Origin of the sequence: Gandjariella thermophila (assembly GCF_005405885.1) — a bacterium.
Classification (GTDB): Bacteria; Actinomycetota; Actinomycetes; order Mycobacteriales; family Pseudonocardiaceae; genus Gandjariella; species Gandjariella thermophila.
Genome location: NZ_BJFL01000035.1, coordinates 1 through 13,778 on the forward strand (window position 1 = coordinate 1; position 13,778 = coordinate 13,778).

The 13,778-nt window shown below is 72.5% G+C and carries 13 protein-coding genes and 2 pseudogenes; 6 read left to right on the top strand and 9 right to left on the bottom strand.

The features are described 5' to 3' along the window. Positions 1–279: 279 nt before the first annotated feature. A complete protein-coding gene (locus tag FFT21_RS23555) occupies positions 280–1,059 on the bottom strand; it encodes an enoyl-CoA hydratase-related protein (protein WP_225978698.1) in 780 nt (259 codons plus the stop codon). A 673-nt stretch (positions 1,060–1,732) separates the two neighbouring features. On the opposite strand from FFT21_RS23555, the pseudogene FFT21_RS30770 reads away from it, so the two are divergent. Beyond that, positions 1,733–1,828: pseudogene (locus FFT21_RS30770) on the top strand (hypothetical protein); the annotation flags it as partial. A gap of 163 nt (positions 1,829–1,991) precedes the next feature. Continuing rightward, positions 1,992–2,390, top strand: coding sequence for a 3-oxoacyl-[acyl-carrier-protein] synthase III C-terminal domain-containing protein (locus FFT21_RS29955; protein ID WP_225978689.1), 399 nt, complete (start codon positions 1,992–1,994; stop codon positions 2,388–2,390). An 85-nt stretch (positions 2,391–2,475) separates the two neighbouring features. Here FFT21_RS29955 and FFT21_RS23565 read toward each other — a convergent pair whose 3' ends face one another. Further along, on the bottom strand, positions 2,476–3,513 hold the full coding sequence (locus FFT21_RS23565) for an aldo/keto reductase (RefSeq protein WP_137816120.1): 1,038 nt from the start codon (positions 3,511–3,513) through the stop codon (positions 2,476–2,478). A gap of 17 nt (positions 3,514–3,530) precedes the next feature. Next, on the bottom strand, positions 3,531–4,955 hold the full coding sequence (locus tag FFT21_RS23570) for an MFS transporter (RefSeq protein WP_264081672.1): 1,425 nt from the start codon (positions 4,953–4,955) through the stop codon (positions 3,531–3,533). Positions 4,956–5,049: 94 nt separating this feature from the next. Here FFT21_RS23570 and FFT21_RS23575 point away from each other — a divergent pair, with 94 nt between their 5' ends. Both FFT21_RS23575 and FFT21_RS23580 read left to right on the top strand, forming a co-directional pair. Next, positions 5,050–5,934: a helix-turn-helix transcriptional regulator gene (locus tag FFT21_RS23575; RefSeq protein ID WP_225978690.1), complete on the top strand. Its 885-nt coding sequence runs from the start codon at positions 5,050–5,052 to the stop codon at positions 5,932–5,934. Between the two features lie 134 nt (positions 5,935–6,068). Continuing rightward, positions 6,069–6,545, top strand: coding sequence for a cupin domain-containing protein (locus tag FFT21_RS23580; protein WP_137816123.1), 477 nt, complete (start codon positions 6,069–6,071; stop codon positions 6,543–6,545). Between the two features lie 51 nt (positions 6,546–6,596). On the opposite strand, the gene FFT21_RS23585 is transcribed toward FFT21_RS23580, so the two are convergent. The 4 genes from FFT21_RS23585 to FFT21_RS23600 all read right to left on the bottom strand — a co-directional run bounded on the left by FFT21_RS23585 (position 6,597) and on the right by FFT21_RS23600 (position 8,923). After that, positions 6,597–7,088 (bottom strand): MarR family winged helix-turn-helix transcriptional regulator, encoded by a 492-nt coding sequence (locus FFT21_RS23585; protein ID WP_137816124.1) that lies wholly within the window; start codon positions 7,086–7,088, stop codon positions 6,597–6,599. Between the two features lie 143 nt (positions 7,089–7,231). Then, the gene (locus FFT21_RS23590) at positions 7,232–7,708 is read right to left on the bottom strand and encodes a MaoC family dehydratase (RefSeq protein WP_137816125.1); all 477 of its coding nucleotides are present in this window, start codon (positions 7,706–7,708) and stop codon (positions 7,232–7,234) included. Beyond that, a complete protein-coding gene (locus tag FFT21_RS23595) occupies positions 7,705–8,127 on the bottom strand; it encodes a hotdog fold thioesterase (protein WP_225978699.1) in 423 nt (140 codons plus the stop codon). Before FFT21_RS23595 ends, FFT21_RS23590 begins: the two co-directional genes overlap by 4 nt. A 43-nt stretch (positions 8,128–8,170) precedes the next feature. After that, positions 8,171–8,923 carry an AfsR/SARP family transcriptional regulator gene (locus FFT21_RS23600; protein WP_225978691.1) on the bottom strand — a complete coding sequence of 251 codons (753 nt, stop codon included), beginning with the start codon at positions 8,921–8,923 and terminating at the stop codon, positions 8,171–8,173. A 390-nt stretch (positions 8,924–9,313) separates the two neighbouring features. On the opposite strand from FFT21_RS23600, the gene FFT21_RS23605 reads away from it, so the two are divergent. Beyond that, on the top strand, positions 9,314–10,267 hold the full coding sequence (locus FFT21_RS23605; RefSeq protein ID WP_137816127.1) for an aldo/keto reductase: 954 nt from the start codon (positions 9,314–9,316) through the stop codon (positions 10,265–10,267). A 49-nt stretch (positions 10,268–10,316) separates the two neighbouring features. After that, positions 10,317–10,973: an MBL fold metallo-hydrolase gene (locus FFT21_RS23610; RefSeq protein WP_137816128.1), complete on the top strand. Its 657-nt coding sequence runs from the start codon at positions 10,317–10,319 to the stop codon at positions 10,971–10,973. A 334-nt stretch (positions 10,974–11,307) separates the two neighbouring features. Here the strand turns inward: FFT21_RS23610 and FFT21_RS29960 are convergent. After that, a pseudogene (locus tag FFT21_RS29960) lies at positions 11,308–12,312 on the bottom strand (FAD-dependent monooxygenase); the annotation flags it as partial. Positions 12,313–12,348: 36 nt separating this feature from the next. Further along, complete coding sequence (locus FFT21_RS29965) at positions 12,349–13,752, bottom strand: SDR family oxidoreductase (RefSeq protein WP_137816130.1); 1,404 nt, start codon at positions 13,750–13,752, stop codon at positions 12,349–12,351. Between the last annotated feature and the right edge of the window lie 26 nt (positions 13,753–13,778).

A 13,778-nucleotide genomic window follows, 5' to 3' on the forward strand; every position in this document is an offset into this window, starting at 1 on the left:
GCGGCCACTCCGCCCGAACCCACGGCCACGGAACTGGAATCCAACCGGATCGCCGGCAACCTGGGATGCTTCGGAAACACCGTCAACGGTGTCGTGGTGGCCAACAACCCGACCAACGACGGTAAACCGAACATCGTCGTGGGTACCCGCAGTGGGCAGTGCGTGGGCCTGTAGCTGAGGCCATTCACGCCAACTGACCATGTCCTGCTGCCGGTCTCCGGTGGCCAGGTGTACAGGTCGCACCTCGGTCACCGGAGACCGGCACGTCCGTCAGTCCGCTCACCCCTTCGCATCGGTCGTCCAGTCCGGAGGGCGCAGCGGGGCGAAGGACGGTGCGCGGCGCTCCCGCACCGCCCGCACCGCCTCGGCGAAGTCGGGCCGGTGGAACGACTCGAGCATCAGCGCCACCGACTCCTCGGCGGCCTCCGCCGCGGTCTGCCGGAGGCTGGCCCACACCTGCCGCTTCATCACCGCCATCGAGGTGGGCGAGCAGGCGGTGGCCAGTTGCCTGGCGTAGTCCACGGCCATCCCGACCACCTCGCCGGCCGGAGCGACGTGCTGCGCCAGCCCCATCCGCACCGCCTCGGCCGCGCCCACCTTCCGCGCGGACAGCAACATGTCCAGGGCGTTCGCCGCACCCACCAGGTGGGACAGCAGCCACGCCGAGCCGGTCTCCGCGATCAGCCCGAGCCGGCTGAAGGCGGTGCACAGCACGGCGTGGTCGGCCAGGAAGCGGACGTCCGCGTGCAGCGCGTGCACCAGACCCAGCCCGGCCGCGCTGCCGTTGACCGCGGCGATGATCGGGGTTTTCAGGGTCAGCGGGAAGTGCGGCGGGTAGCCGAGGCCGTCGACGAGTTCCCGCTGGGTCTCCGGCTCGCGCAGCGCGTCGAGCAGCGCGGGATCGGCGCCGGCGCAGAAGGTGCGGCCCGCCCCGGTGACCACCACCGCCCGAACCTCGGCGCTCGCCTCGGCGTCGGCCAGCGCGTCGTAGTACGCGCGATACATCGCCAGGTCCATCGCGTTGCGGCGCTCCGGCCTGGTGAAGGTGATCAGCCGCAGCTCCTGATGCCTGCGTCAAACCGCGGCAGCCGACTCGACCACGTCGCGCGGCATGTTTCTGCGGGCGTTCGCGTCATGCGGCAGCCCGTGCGGTTGTCCGGTGTGTCGCCGCACCGGCCGCTCGCACGGGCCTGGCGGCCTGTGGTCGCTGGGCCGGTTCCGCATGACGCTCACGGAGCCGCCAGGCCCCGCGATCACGGCGGCAGGGCGCCGTGCCGCAGGACGTGACCCGCGCGCATCCGGTGCGCCCTGGCGATGCGATCCCGGTCGCGCGCGAACTCGCGGAAAGGAAGGCAACGTGAAGCTGCGAGCACAGGTCGGTCTGGTCGCACCGACCGCATGGCTGCCGGAGACCACGGTGGGCGTCGCGGAGGCCGTGGCCACCGGCCGAATCGACCAGGACACGGCGGACGAACTGGGCTACGCCGCGCTGCCCGAGGAACGCCGGCTGGCCGCACCGGAGATGGCGGTGCGGGCCGCGCGCGCCGCGCTGGCGGCCGGCCGCGTGCCGCCGGGCGAGGTGGGCATCCTGCTGCACGCCTGGATCTACCACCAGGGCCACGACCTGTGGTCCCCGCCGCACTACCTGGCCAGCGAACTCGGCCTGCCGGCCGCGCTGCCGATCGGCGTGCAGCAGATCTGCAACGGCGGGGCGGCCGCCCTGGAACTCGCGGTGGCCCGGCTGTTCACCGAACCCTCCCTGGGCCATGCCCTGGTCACGACGGCGGACCGGTTCGCCGAGCCCGGCTTCGACCGGTGGCGCGGGGACTACGGCATCGGCTACGGCGACGGCGCCACGGCGGTGCTGCTCCGGCCGCGCGACGACCGGCCGGTCGACCTGGTGTTGCACGCGATCGCCACCGAGGCCGCCGCCGAACTGGAGCGCATGCACCGGGGGAACGACCCGTTCAGCCCGGCGCCCCGCTGGCACAGTGACCACGTGGACATGCGCCGGACCAAGAAGGCTTTCCTGGCCGAGCGGCATGGAGCCGTTCGCCAAGGCCAGCCGGGAGAAGATCCACGCGGTGCTGCTGGCCGGCCTGCGGGACGCCGACCTGCGTCCCGGCGATCGGCGGCTGCGCTACGTGCTCACCCCCCGGCTGGGCCGGAAGGTGCTGCGGGACGCCTACCTGCCGGCGATCGCCGAGCTCACCCCGGCCGAGGTGCTGGACCTCGGCGCCGACACCGGGCACCTCGGCGCCGGCGACGCGGTGGCCAACCTCGCCGCACTCCATGAGGACCGGCTGCTGCGCCCCGGCGAGTACGCGCTCGTGCTCAACGCCGGCGCCGGGTTCACCTGGTCCTGCCTGGTGGTCGGCGCCGGCGACTGAAGCTCGGTGAGAACCGTCGTGGCACCGTCCGTTCCGGACGGACCGTGGCGGCCCCGGGGAGCATCGGGGCCGCCATTGGCTCCGATCAGGACGGTGCCGGCTCGACCTCGGCCCTGGCCGCGTTGGACATCTCCTGGTGCCAGTACGGGTAGGGCAGCGCCGGCCGGCTGACCGCGTCCAGCGCCGCATGCTCCTCGCCGGACAGCGACCAGGTCGTGGCCTCCAGGTTGTCGTCGAGTTGCGCCACGCTGCGCGCGCCGAGGATCACCGAGGTGATCCCCGGCCGGTCGAGCAACCAGCGCAGGGCCACCTGAGCCGGGGTCACGCCGCGCTCGGCGGCGATCTTGCGGAGCAGGTCGACCACGTCGAAGGCGCGGTCCGGGTCGGTCGGCTCGAAGTAGCCGACCGAGCGGCGGGTGCCGGCCGGTGGCCGCTCGCCGCGGTTCTGGTGACCGCTGAGCAGCCCACCGGCCAGCGGGCTCCAGCAGGTGACGCCGATGCCCTCGGCCTGCGCCATCGGGATCAGTTCCCACTCGACCTCGCGGCTGAGCAGGTTGTACTGGATCTGATGCGAGACGAACCGCTCCAGCAGCCACCGCTCGCTCACGCACAGCGCCCGGGTCAGCTGCCACGCGGTCAGGTTGGACGCGCCGAGGTAGCGGACCTTGCCGGACCGCACCAGGTCGTCCAGCGCGCGCAGGGTTTCCTCCCACGGCGTGCGGCCGTCCCATCCGTGCACGTAGTACAGGTCGATGTGGTCCGAGCCGAGCCGGCGGAGGCTGGCCTCCGCCGACCGCACGATGTGGTGCCGGGACAGCCCCTCGTCGTTGGGACCGCCGGAGCCGTCCGGCATCCGCCACCGCACCTTGGTGGCCACGATCGCCTCGTCCCGGCGCCGGCCGAGCGCGCAGCCGAGGACCTCCTCCGACTGGCCGGCCGAGTACATGTCGGCGGTGTCGAAGAAGTTGATCCCCGCGTCCAGGCAGCGCAGCACGATCTGCCGCGCCTCGTCCACCCCCAGGTGACCCATGTGCTGGAACCCGTGCCGGCCGCCGAAGGTCATCGTGCCGAAGCCGAGTTCGGAGATCCGCAGCCCGCTGCGACCCAGGTACCGCGTCCGCATCGTGGTCGCCTCCCTCGTCACCGCGCCGCCGGCGACGCCTCCGCCGGCTCCGCCGCGACCGGCGCGCTGCGCTGCCGGAGGAACAGCACGGCGATCACCACGCCGGCCAGCAGCACCGCGGCGTCCACCAGCAGGCCGGCGTGCACGCCGCCGAGGATGGAGCCGGCCGCCGTGCCGGTCGCGCCGAGCGCGGCGATCCGTGCGGCGGCGACCGTGCTCAGCACCGGGGTGCCGACCGTGAGGCCGACCTGCTGCGCCGTGTAGGCCAACCCGGTTGCCAGACCCTGCTCCTCGTTGGGCAGCCCGGACGTGGCGGTGATCATGTAGCCGACCACGGCGAGCAGGTGACCGAACCCGGCCGCGGCGGTCGCGACGAGGAACAGCGCCAGCCCGCTGTCCAGGCCGAGCAGGAACAGCGCGCCGGTGGACACCGCCTGCAGCAGCAGGCCGAACACCAGCGTGCGCGGCACGCCCAGCCGGCCCACGATCTTCGCGGCGAACGCGCCGCCGGTCACCGCGGCCACGCCGAGCGCGGCGAAGCAGAAGCCGGTGGCCAGCGGGCTGAACCCGCGCACCCGCTGCAGGTACAGGGTCAGCAGGAACACCATCGCGGTCATCATCGAGAAGGTGATCAAACCGGTGAGGTTGCCCCAGCTCACCGTGCGGCGGCGCAGCACCCGCAGGTCCACCAGCGGCGCCGCCGCCCGCGACTCGATCAGCAGGAACGCGGCCAGCAGCAGCACGCCGGCGGCCAGGATCAGCAGCATGGTCGGGCTGCCCCAGCCGAGGCGCTCGGCGGAGGTGACGCCGTAGATGATGGCCAGCAGCCCGCCGGTGACCGCGACCGCGCCCGGCACGTCCAGCCGCGGCGCCTGCGCGTTGCGGCTCTCCTTGATCAGCAGCGGCGCGGCGATCACCGCGGCGACACCCAGCGGCACGTTGATGAACAGGGTGAACCGCCAGTTCAGCGCCTGGGTGATGACGCCGCCGAGCACGACGCCGCACAGGAAGCCGAAGGACAGCAGGGCCCCGTTGATGCCCAGCGCGCGGTCCCGCTGCGGCCCCTCCTCGAACGACGTGGTCAGCAGCGACATGGCGGCCGGGGTCAGCATCGCGCCGGCGAAACCCTGCAGCGCCCGACCGACCAGCAGCATCCACGGCGCGGTGGCCAGCCCCGCGAACAGCGACGCCGCGGTGAACAGCGCCATGCCGGCGATGAACCACCTGCGCCGCCCGTACAGGTCGGCGGTGCGGCCGAACAGCAGCAGGAAACCGCCGGACGGCAGCGCGAACGCGGTCACCACCCACTGCAGGTCGTTCAGCGCGAAGCCGAGATCCTTACCGATCACCGGCAGGGACACGCTGAGGATGGAGAAGTCGAGGGCGAGCATGAACTGCGCGCCACACAGCAGGATGATGATCAGCCACTGCCGGGTGGTCAGTCAACCCACCACGGCCGGCGGTGCACTCGTTGTCATGCAACACAATCTGGGCGAACCGCCGGTGCGGTGGGGAGACGGTGCCTATGCTGGTGGTGTGACCACCAGCCACGGCACGTCCGCCGCGCAGCGCATCCGGTTGCGTGACGAACTGCGGCACTTCCTGCAGACCCGGCGGGCACGCCTCACCCCGGAGGAGGTCGGCCTGCCCAGCGGCGGCCGGCGGCGCACCCCGGGGCTGCGCCGCGAGGAGGTGGCCGTGCTGGCCGGTGTCGGCGCGTCCTGGTACACGTGGCTGGAACAGGGCCGGGACATCAAGGTGTCGGACAGCGTGCTGGACGCGGTGAGCCGGGCGTTGCGGCTGGACGAGCACGAGCGCGCCTACCTCTACCGGCTGGCCGGGGTGAGCCCGCCGCAGCCCTCGGCCGTCGCCGAGGCGGAGGTCACCCCGGAACTGGAGCGGCTGGTGGACGGCTGGCTGCCCAACCCGGCCTACGTCATCGGCAAGCACTGGAACGTGCTGGTGATGAACCAGGCCGCGCGGGCGGCCTTCGGGTTCACCTCGGCCGACCGGAACTGCCTGGTGTCCTTCTTCACCAACGAGAAGTACCGCGCGCGCTTCCGGTACTGGGAGGAGACCGCGCCCACCCTGGTGGCGGAGTTCCGGCGGGACGCCGCCCGGTACCCGGACGACCCCGAATTCCACCTGCTGGCCGACGAGTTGCGCTCGCGCAGCACCGAGTTCGCCGCGCTGTGGGCACGGCACGACGTGCGGAGCGAGGCGCGCGGCACCAAGGCGATCGAGCACCCCACGGTCGGCTGCCTGGTGTTCGAGCACGCCACGCTGCACCTGCCGGACAGCCCGCACACCCGGCTGATCCTGCACACCCCGCTCGCCGGCACCGACACCCGGGCGAAGCTGGAGCGGCTGGTCGAGCGGGAGGCGCGGCGAAACGCGATCTCCCTGGTCGAGGCCGGCTGAGCGACGCCCTTCCTGCCATCTCGGGCGGAAACACGCCCCCGCACCGGGATCTTCCGTACACTGCGTTCTGACAGAGCCCTGTCGCTCGCCCCTCGGATGACAGGGCCCTGCCACTTCACTGGGGACGGAGGATCATGAGCAGCCTGCGCAAGATCTTCGTTGCCGTGCTGAGCGGCGCCACCATTCTTTCCCTGTCCGGGGTCGGCCAGGCGGAGCCGGCCGGACGGGCACCGAAGCCGCCGGTGAGCAGCGAGACCCTCGCCCAGGGCACCACCTCGGCGCCGTTCACCATCACCGCCGAGACGGACCGGACGATGTGGTACCGCAGGGCCGTCCTGCGGCCGGGTGCCACGACCGGCTGGCACTACCACGTCGGCGAGGAGATCGCGGTGGTGAAGAGCGGGGTGCTCACCCGGTTCGACGCCACGTGCACGGCGAAGGTGTACCGCGCGGGCGACGCGCTCGTGGAGCCGGTCGGACCGGACACCGTGCACATCGGCGCGAACCTCGGCACCGAACCGGTCGAACTGTACGTCGTCGACGTGCTGCCCACCGACGCCACCGCACCCACCGTGCCGGTGCCCGACCCGGGCTGCCCGCTCCCGCGCTGACCGATCCGCGCCCGGGGCCGGGTGACCGGTCCCCGGGCGGGCGGTCTTTCCTTATGCCTCATCGCTGCCCAGCACGGCGATCGCCCGCTCCAGGTAACCGCGGAACCGGGACAGTTCGGCCTCGCTGAACTCGGCGGCGAACCTGCCCTCAACCCGCAGCGCCGCCCGGTCGGCCTTGCGCAGCAGCGCGCGGCCGGCCCTGGTAACCCTGGCCACCAGCACCTTCTGGTGCAGCGTGGACTGCCTGCGCTCGATCAGGCCCTTGCCCTCCAGGTTGGCCAGCACGGTCGCCATGGTCTGCGGGGTCACCAGGCAGTCGCGGGCAAGCTGGGCGGCGGACATGCCGTCCGAATGCGACAGCCGCAGCAGCGCCGCGTACTGCGGCACGGTCAGATCGAACTCGCGCAGCGCCTGGGTTTTCCGCGCGATCAGCGCCTGCTCGGCCCGCTTGACCAGGTGCCCGAGCCGGTCCGCGCCGACCGGCTCGGGCGAGGTGGCACCAGGGGGCCCGGACGCGCTCGCCGCCGCTCTCGGTTTGGCCATGACTCGCCTCCGACCGGACCAGTCCGGACCGCGCGTTCGTCGCAGTCCCCGTCGAAGAAGTGTACGACGTCCGCCTTCCGGCAGGAGCGCACCGTGTGACAGGGTTCGAAGTGCCCCGACCGAGACGAAGGTTGGCCGTGACCTCAGGGGGAGGCGACCACCTCCGCACCGTGGTAGAGCACGTGGCTGTGCGCCGTGCAGGCCGGTCGCCGCTGGCCCTCGACCTCCACGGTGACGCCGATGACGGCCTCGACGTAACCGCGCAGGCCCGGGGTGGCCGAGACCAGGTCCGCCGCCGCGCGGACCAGGGAACCAGCCGGCACCGGCCCGCGGAAGCGCACCGCGTCCAGCCCCTTGTTGAGCGCCATGTCCACCCCGTCCACCCGGAAGATCTCGTCCAGCATCGGGGTGAGCAGCGCCAGCACCAGGTAGCCGTGCGCGATGGTGCCGCCGAACGGGCCGGCGGCCGCCCGCCGGGGGTCCACGTGGATCCACTGGTCGTCGCCGGTCAGCTCGGCGAACCGGTCGATCTGCGCCTGCGCCACGGGGCGCCACGCGCTGACCCCCAGCCGCTGTCCCGCCGCGCCCGGCAACTCGGTCGGGCCGGCGAACACCCTCACCGGACGGCCCTGACCAGCTTGCGGCGCACCGCGCAGGTGAGCCGGGCGGTGCAGGTGCGGCGGCCCTGCTCGTCACTGATGACGATCTCGTACGAGGCGGTGGCCGCGCCCCGGTGCAGCGGCGTGCACACGCCGGTCACCAGGCCGTGCCGCGCGGCCAGATGGTGCGTGCAGGACAGGTCCAGCCCCACGGCGAAGCCGTCCGGTTGGACGTTGAGCATCGCCGCCACCGAGCCGAGCGTCTCGGCCAGTACCGCGTTGGCGCCGCCGTGCAGCAGCCCGATCGGCTGCCGGTTGCCGGCCACCGGCATGGTGCCGACCACCAGATCCGGCTCGCAGGTCACCAGTTCGATACCCATCCGGGAGACGAGCTGCTCCGCGGCGTAACCGGGCAGCACCTCGTACGGTCCCAACATCATCGAGGTCACGGAGTTTTCCGTCCAGGTCCTTGGGTGAGCGTGGTCAGCTGGCGTTGACGCGCAACCGGCCGCGGTCCCGGCCGGGCGCGTTCAGCGCGGGATCCGCGGCGAGGATCGACCGTTGCAGGTGCAGCAGTTCGGCGGACGGTTCCAGACCGAGTTCGTCCACCAGCCGGCTGCGCAGCGCGCGGAACACGGCCAGCGCCTCGGATCGCCGGCCGCAGCGGTACAACGCGAGCATCAGGTGCCCGTGCAGGCTCTCGTGCAGCGGGTACATCGCGGTCAGCTCGAAAAGCTCGCCGACCACGGTGTGGTGCGCGCCCAGCCGGAGATCGGCGATGATCCGGTGTTCCTGCGCGCACCGCCGGGACTCCTCCAGCCGGGAGATCTGCGCCTCCAGCAGCGGCCCGGCCTCCACGTTCACCAGCGCCGGCCCGTGCCAGAGATCCAGCGCCCGGCGCAGCAGCCGCGCGCCCTCCTCGTCGTTGCCGGCCCGCACCGCGGCCACCCCGAGCAGGTCCAGCCGGACGTACTCGGAGAGATCCAGCGACAGCATCTCGGTGGACAGCGCGTAGCCACCGGTTTCGGTGACCAGAACCCGGTCGACGACCTCGGTGACGTCGATTTCCAGCGCGGTGGCCAGAACTCTCCGCAACTGGCCGACGTAGGTCTGCAGGGTGGTCATCGCGGTGCGCGGCGGTGTCCCGTCCCAGAGTTCCCGCAGGAACGCCGAGGTGGGCACCACCTTGTCGGCATGGGTCACCAGCAGTGCCAGAACCTGCCGGGGCTTTGGCACGGTGGGTAACGGTCTCAGCCGCCGGTCCGTGACCACCAGCGGTCCAAGAATATGAATATTCAAATCTCTATCCCCCAGATAGAATCCGAGCGCCAGAGCGCACACGTCGCCCTATTGAGACGCTCGAACTGACGAAACCCTATGGACTCGCGTTCCAGGCAGGCAATTGTTGGTGTCCCGTATCACAACGGCGGCGACCAGGAGTCCTCTCCGTCGAGAGACAGGACACTGACACTCTGCTGTACTCTGTCATCCGAAGAGGGCGGCGGGATGAGCATCGTGCAACGGCCGTGTTGACGGGGGCCCGGGCTACCGCCTTCTCGGGAAACATGCCGGCTACCCGGGCCGTGGTGGCACCCGACCGCCCGGGACGACCACACGAGGTGGCAGATGCGCGCAACAACCCTCGGTCCGGGCGGGCCACGGGTCAACGTCGTCGGGCTGGGCTGCATGGGCATGTCCTGGGGTTACGACGAGCTCGGCCGCGACGACCGCACCTCGATCGAGGTGATCAACCGCGCCATCGACCTGGGCTGCGACCTCATCGACACCGCCGACCAGTACGGTCCGTTCCACAACGAGCGGCTGGTCGGCCGCGCCATCCGCGGCCGGCGCGACGAGGTGGTGCTCGCCACGAAGGGCGGCCTGGTGGTGGACGGCAGCCGGAAGACCTACCGCAACGGCCGCCCCGAGCATCTGCGCGCGGCGTGCGAGGCCAGCCTGCTGCGGCTCGGAGTGGACCACGTGGACCTGTACCAGTTGCACCGCATCGACCCGGCGGTGCCGGTCGAGGAGAGCTGGGGCGCGCTCGCCGAACTGGTCCGGGAGGGCAAGGTCGGCGCGATCGGGCTGTCCGAGGCCAGTGTCGAGGAGATCCGGCGGGCCCAGGCGATTCACCCGGTGGCCAGCGTCCAGTCCGAACTGTCGCTGTGGAGCCGGGAGCCGCTCGGAGACGGCGTGCTCGCCCACTGCGCCAGCAGCGGTATCGCGTTCATCGCCTACGCGCCGCTGGGACGCGGTTTCCTGTCCGGTCGCATCGGCTCCGCCGGCGACCTTCCGGAGGTGGACGGCCGGCACCGCACCCCGCGCTTCCAGCCCGACGCCATCGACGCCAACCAGGCGATCGTGGCCACCATGCGCAAGGTGGCCGACGGTCTCGCGGTGACCGTGCCGCAGCTCGCGCTGGCCTGGGTGCTGGCCCAGGGCGAGCACGTGGTGGCGCTGCCCGGCACCAAGACCCCGCGCTACCTGGAGGAGAACGTCGCCGCGGCCGGGGTCACCCTGCCGGGCGCGGCGCTCGCCGACCTCGCGAACCTGCCCGCCGCGGTGGGCACCCGCTACTGAGCGCCGATTCCACAGGCACCGCCGTCCCGACCCGACAAGGACACGTCCCGTGCTGCTCCACAGCTTCCCGGCAGGATCCTTCGGCACCAACTGCTACGTGCTGGCCACCGCCAGCGGGCAGGCCTGCGTCATCGTCGACCCCGGCCAGGACGCGGCCGAGCCGCTGCACGACATCGTCACCCGGTACCGGCTGGAACCCGAGGCGGTGCTGCTCACCCACGGGCACATGGACCACACCTGGGACGTGCTGCCGGTGTGCCGGCGCTACGGCGTGCCCGCCTACATTCATCCGGACGACCGGTTCATGCTCGACGCCCCGGCAAGGGGCCTGCCGGAGACGTTCCCGCAGCACGTGCTGGCCGGGCATCCGAACGCCGAACCGGCGTCGGTGCTGCCGCTCGGCGCGGATCAGCGACCGCTGCGGCTGGCGGGCCTTTCGATCGTGGCCCGGCACACCGCCGGGCATACCCCGGGTTCCGTGGTGCTGGAGTGCACTGTGGACGATACGCTGCTGTTCACCGGGGACGCGCTGCTCGCCGGGACGCTCGGGCGCACCGACGGGCCGGGCGGCAGCGAGCCGGTGCTGCGCGACGCGCTGGCCCGGATCTGCGCACCGCTGGACGGCTCGACGGTGCTGCTGACCGGTCACGGGCGGCGCACCACGCTCGCCGAGGAGCGCCGGCTGCACCCGTTCCTCGGCGGCTGACCGGCGCCGGCCAGGGCCGCGGCGGCGCGGACCGGGCCGCTCCCAGCCAGACCAGCGCGGTGAAACCGTCCCTGGCGACAGCCGGCCAGCCGGCGGCGGCCGTCCCGGCCGGCGCGCCGAGCAGCACCGGCAGCCGGCCGCCCACCGGCACCGGTCCCCGGCCACGGCCGGGTGCGGGGCCGTACCGCACGTCGAGCTGGCTGAGCTGCGGGGCCAGATACCGCTGCGCGACGCCGGTCAGGTGGGCGCCGCGGGCCAGCGCGTCCCGGACGCCGCGCCGGAACGAGCCGCGCACCACACCGAACCTGGTCTGCAGCGCGGTGCTGCGCGCCACCCGGTCGGCCACCTGGCGACGCTCCGGGTCGTAGCTGTCCAGCACCGCCTCGGCCAGCTCGCCGCGCAGCACCCCGGCCAGCTTCCAGCCGAGGTTCACCGCGTCCTGGATGCCGATGTTCATGCCCTGGCCGCCGGCCGGGCTGACGATGTGCGCGGCGTCGCCGACCAGGAAGCAGCGGCCGGCGCGGAACGTGTGCGCGATCCGGCACCGCACCCGGAACGTGGTGCTCCAGTTCAGCTCGCCGACCACGTTGCGGCCGGGCGCCCGCTCGTCCACCACCCGCTGGAACAGCTCCCGCGGCGGCGGGACACCGTCGTCGCTGTGCGGCACGGTGACCGCGAGCCGGAACACCCCGCCGCCCAGCGGTCCCATGGCCAGCCCGCCCCGCGGCGAGTAGCAGTAGTAGGAGCGGTCGTCGGGCAGTGCCGTGGTCAGCGGGGCGTCCGCGATCGCGAAGCTGACGTCCACCGGTTCGCCGTCGAAGCCGATGCCGAGTTGCTTGCGGACGGTGCTGTGCGCGCCGTCCGCGCCCACCAGCCAGCCGAACCCGGCCTCCTCGACGTGGCCGTCCGGGTGCTCCAGCTTCACCCGGGGCGGCCCGCTGGCCGCGTCCAGCCCGACCAGCCGCACGCCCTGCTCCACCGTGCCGCCGAGCGCGGCGAGCCGGCGCCGCAACACCTGCTCGGTGACGCTCTGCGGGATCATCAGCGCGAACGGGTACGGCGTGCCGCGCAGCCGGCGTAACCAGACCGCGCCGAGCGGGCGGCGGTTGGAGTAGTAGGCGACTCCGCCGATCCGGTGGCCGGCGGCCAGCAGGTCGTCGGTGACCTCGATCCGGCGCAGCAGTTCCAGGTTGCGCGACCAGATCACGTTGGCCCGCGAGTGCGGGGTGAGCAGCCGCTCCGCGTCGACGATCCGCACCGGCACGCCCCGCTGGAGCAGCTCGCAGCCGAGCACGAGACCGACCGGGCCGGCGCCGACCACCAGGACCGAGTCCACCATGGACGGTAACCTCCTTCGCTTGACGCTTCGCGGGACTCAGTCCCACATGAGGCCGCCGTTGACCTCCAGGACGTGACCGTTGACGTACGAACTGTCCTCGGTGGCCAGAAACAGCGCGGCGGCGGCGATCTCCTCCGGGCGCGCCAACCGGCCGGCGAGCAACCGGGGCCGGTAGGTCGCCCACACCTTCTCGTTGGCGGCCACCGCGCGGCCCATGCCCTCGTCGACGTAGCCGGGCGCGAGGCAGTTCACCACGATCCCCTTGGGTGCCAGCTCCACCGCGGCGGACCGGCTGAACATCTCCACCGCGGCCTTGCTGGCGCTGTACGCGGCGGCGCCCACGGCCACCCGGGAGGATGTGCACGAGGTGACGTTGATGATCCGCCCGCCGCCGCGCGCCGCCATCGGCTCCACCACGGCCTGCGTGCACAGGAACACGCCGGTGAGATTGGTCGACACGGTCTCGTTCCAGTCGGCCACGGGTAGCTTGCGGATCAGCCCGTCCCGGCTCACGCCGGCGTTGCACACCAGCACGTCGATGCCGCCGAAGGTGCGCGCCGCGGCGTCGACGAGTTCGCGCACCGACTCGGCGTCGCTGACGTCGGTGCGCTGGTACACCACCCTGCCCGGGTGCTCGTCGACGAGTTCCTTGATGTCGTAGGGGTTTCTGGCCGCGCACACCACCGAGGCGCCCCGGTCGATGTCGTCCAGGTCGAGCCCGCAGTCCCCGAGCGCCTGCTCGATCACCTTGCGCAGGGTGGTGAGCGCGTAGTCCTTGACGGCGCGACCGTCCATCCGGAACAGGTGCTCGCCGGCCCGCCGGGCGCGCTCGTCCAGCGGGATGCGGGTACCGCCGGCCGGCACCTCGACGTAGGGGTGGTACTCGCCGTCGGTGAGCAGCCGGCTGGCGAGGACACCGTAGCCGTCCGGCACCTGGCCGAGCAGCACCGCGCCCGCGCCGTCGCCGAACAGGCTCACCGTCCTGCGGTCCGCGCGGTCCATGATCGTGGAGAACATGTCGGCGCCGACGACCAGCACGTAGCCGTCGCCGAACCGGCCGGACACCATGCTCTCCCCGACGGTCATGGCGTACAGGAACCCGCTGCACACCGCGTTCACGTCGAACGCGGGTACCGAGCGCAGGCCCAGCTTGTGTTGCAGGATCGCCGCGGTCGCCGGCTGCGGCACGTCCGGCGTGCAGGTGGCCACGATGATCGCGGTGAGCCGCCCGGCCGCGTCCGGGTTGGCGTCCAGGACCTGGCGCGCCGCCGGCACCGCCAGGTCCGAGGTGGTGGTGCCGGGCTCCGCGTAGCGCCGCTGGAGCACCCCGGTGCGCTCCCGCACCCAGTCCTCCGACGCGCCGGTCCACCGGCTGATGTCGGCGCTGCTGATGACCCGGTCCGGAACGTGCGAACCAAGTCCGATCACACCTACGGGCATGGTGGGCTCCCTCCCCTTCTCCTGCC

What these genes read in the sequence shown, in the direction of transcription:
- FFT21_RS23565 (WP_137816120.1), bottom strand. Translation starts at nt 3,513, where the DNA reads ATGCGGACGCGGTACCTGGGTCGCAGCGGGCTGCGGATCTCCGAACTC.
- FFT21_RS23580 (WP_137816123.1), top strand. Translation starts at nt 6,069, where the DNA reads ATGAGCAGCCTGCGCAAGATCTTCGTTGCCGTGCTGAGCGGCGCCACC.
- FFT21_RS23585 (WP_137816124.1), bottom strand. Translation starts at nt 7,088, where the DNA reads ATGGCCAAACCGAGAGCGGCGGCGAGCGCGTCCGGGCCCCCTGGTGCC.
- FFT21_RS23595 (WP_225978699.1), bottom strand. Translation starts at nt 8,127, where the DNA reads ATGATGTTGGGACCGTACGAGGTGCTGCCCGGTTACGCCGCGGAGCAG.
- FFT21_RS23605 (WP_137816127.1), top strand. Translation starts at nt 9,314, where the DNA reads ATGCGCGCAACAACCCTCGGTCCGGGCGGGCCACGGGTCAACGTCGTC.
- FFT21_RS29965 (WP_137816130.1), bottom strand. Translation starts at nt 13,752, where the DNA reads ATGCCCGTAGGTGTGATCGGACTTGGTTCGCACGTTCCGGACCGGGTC.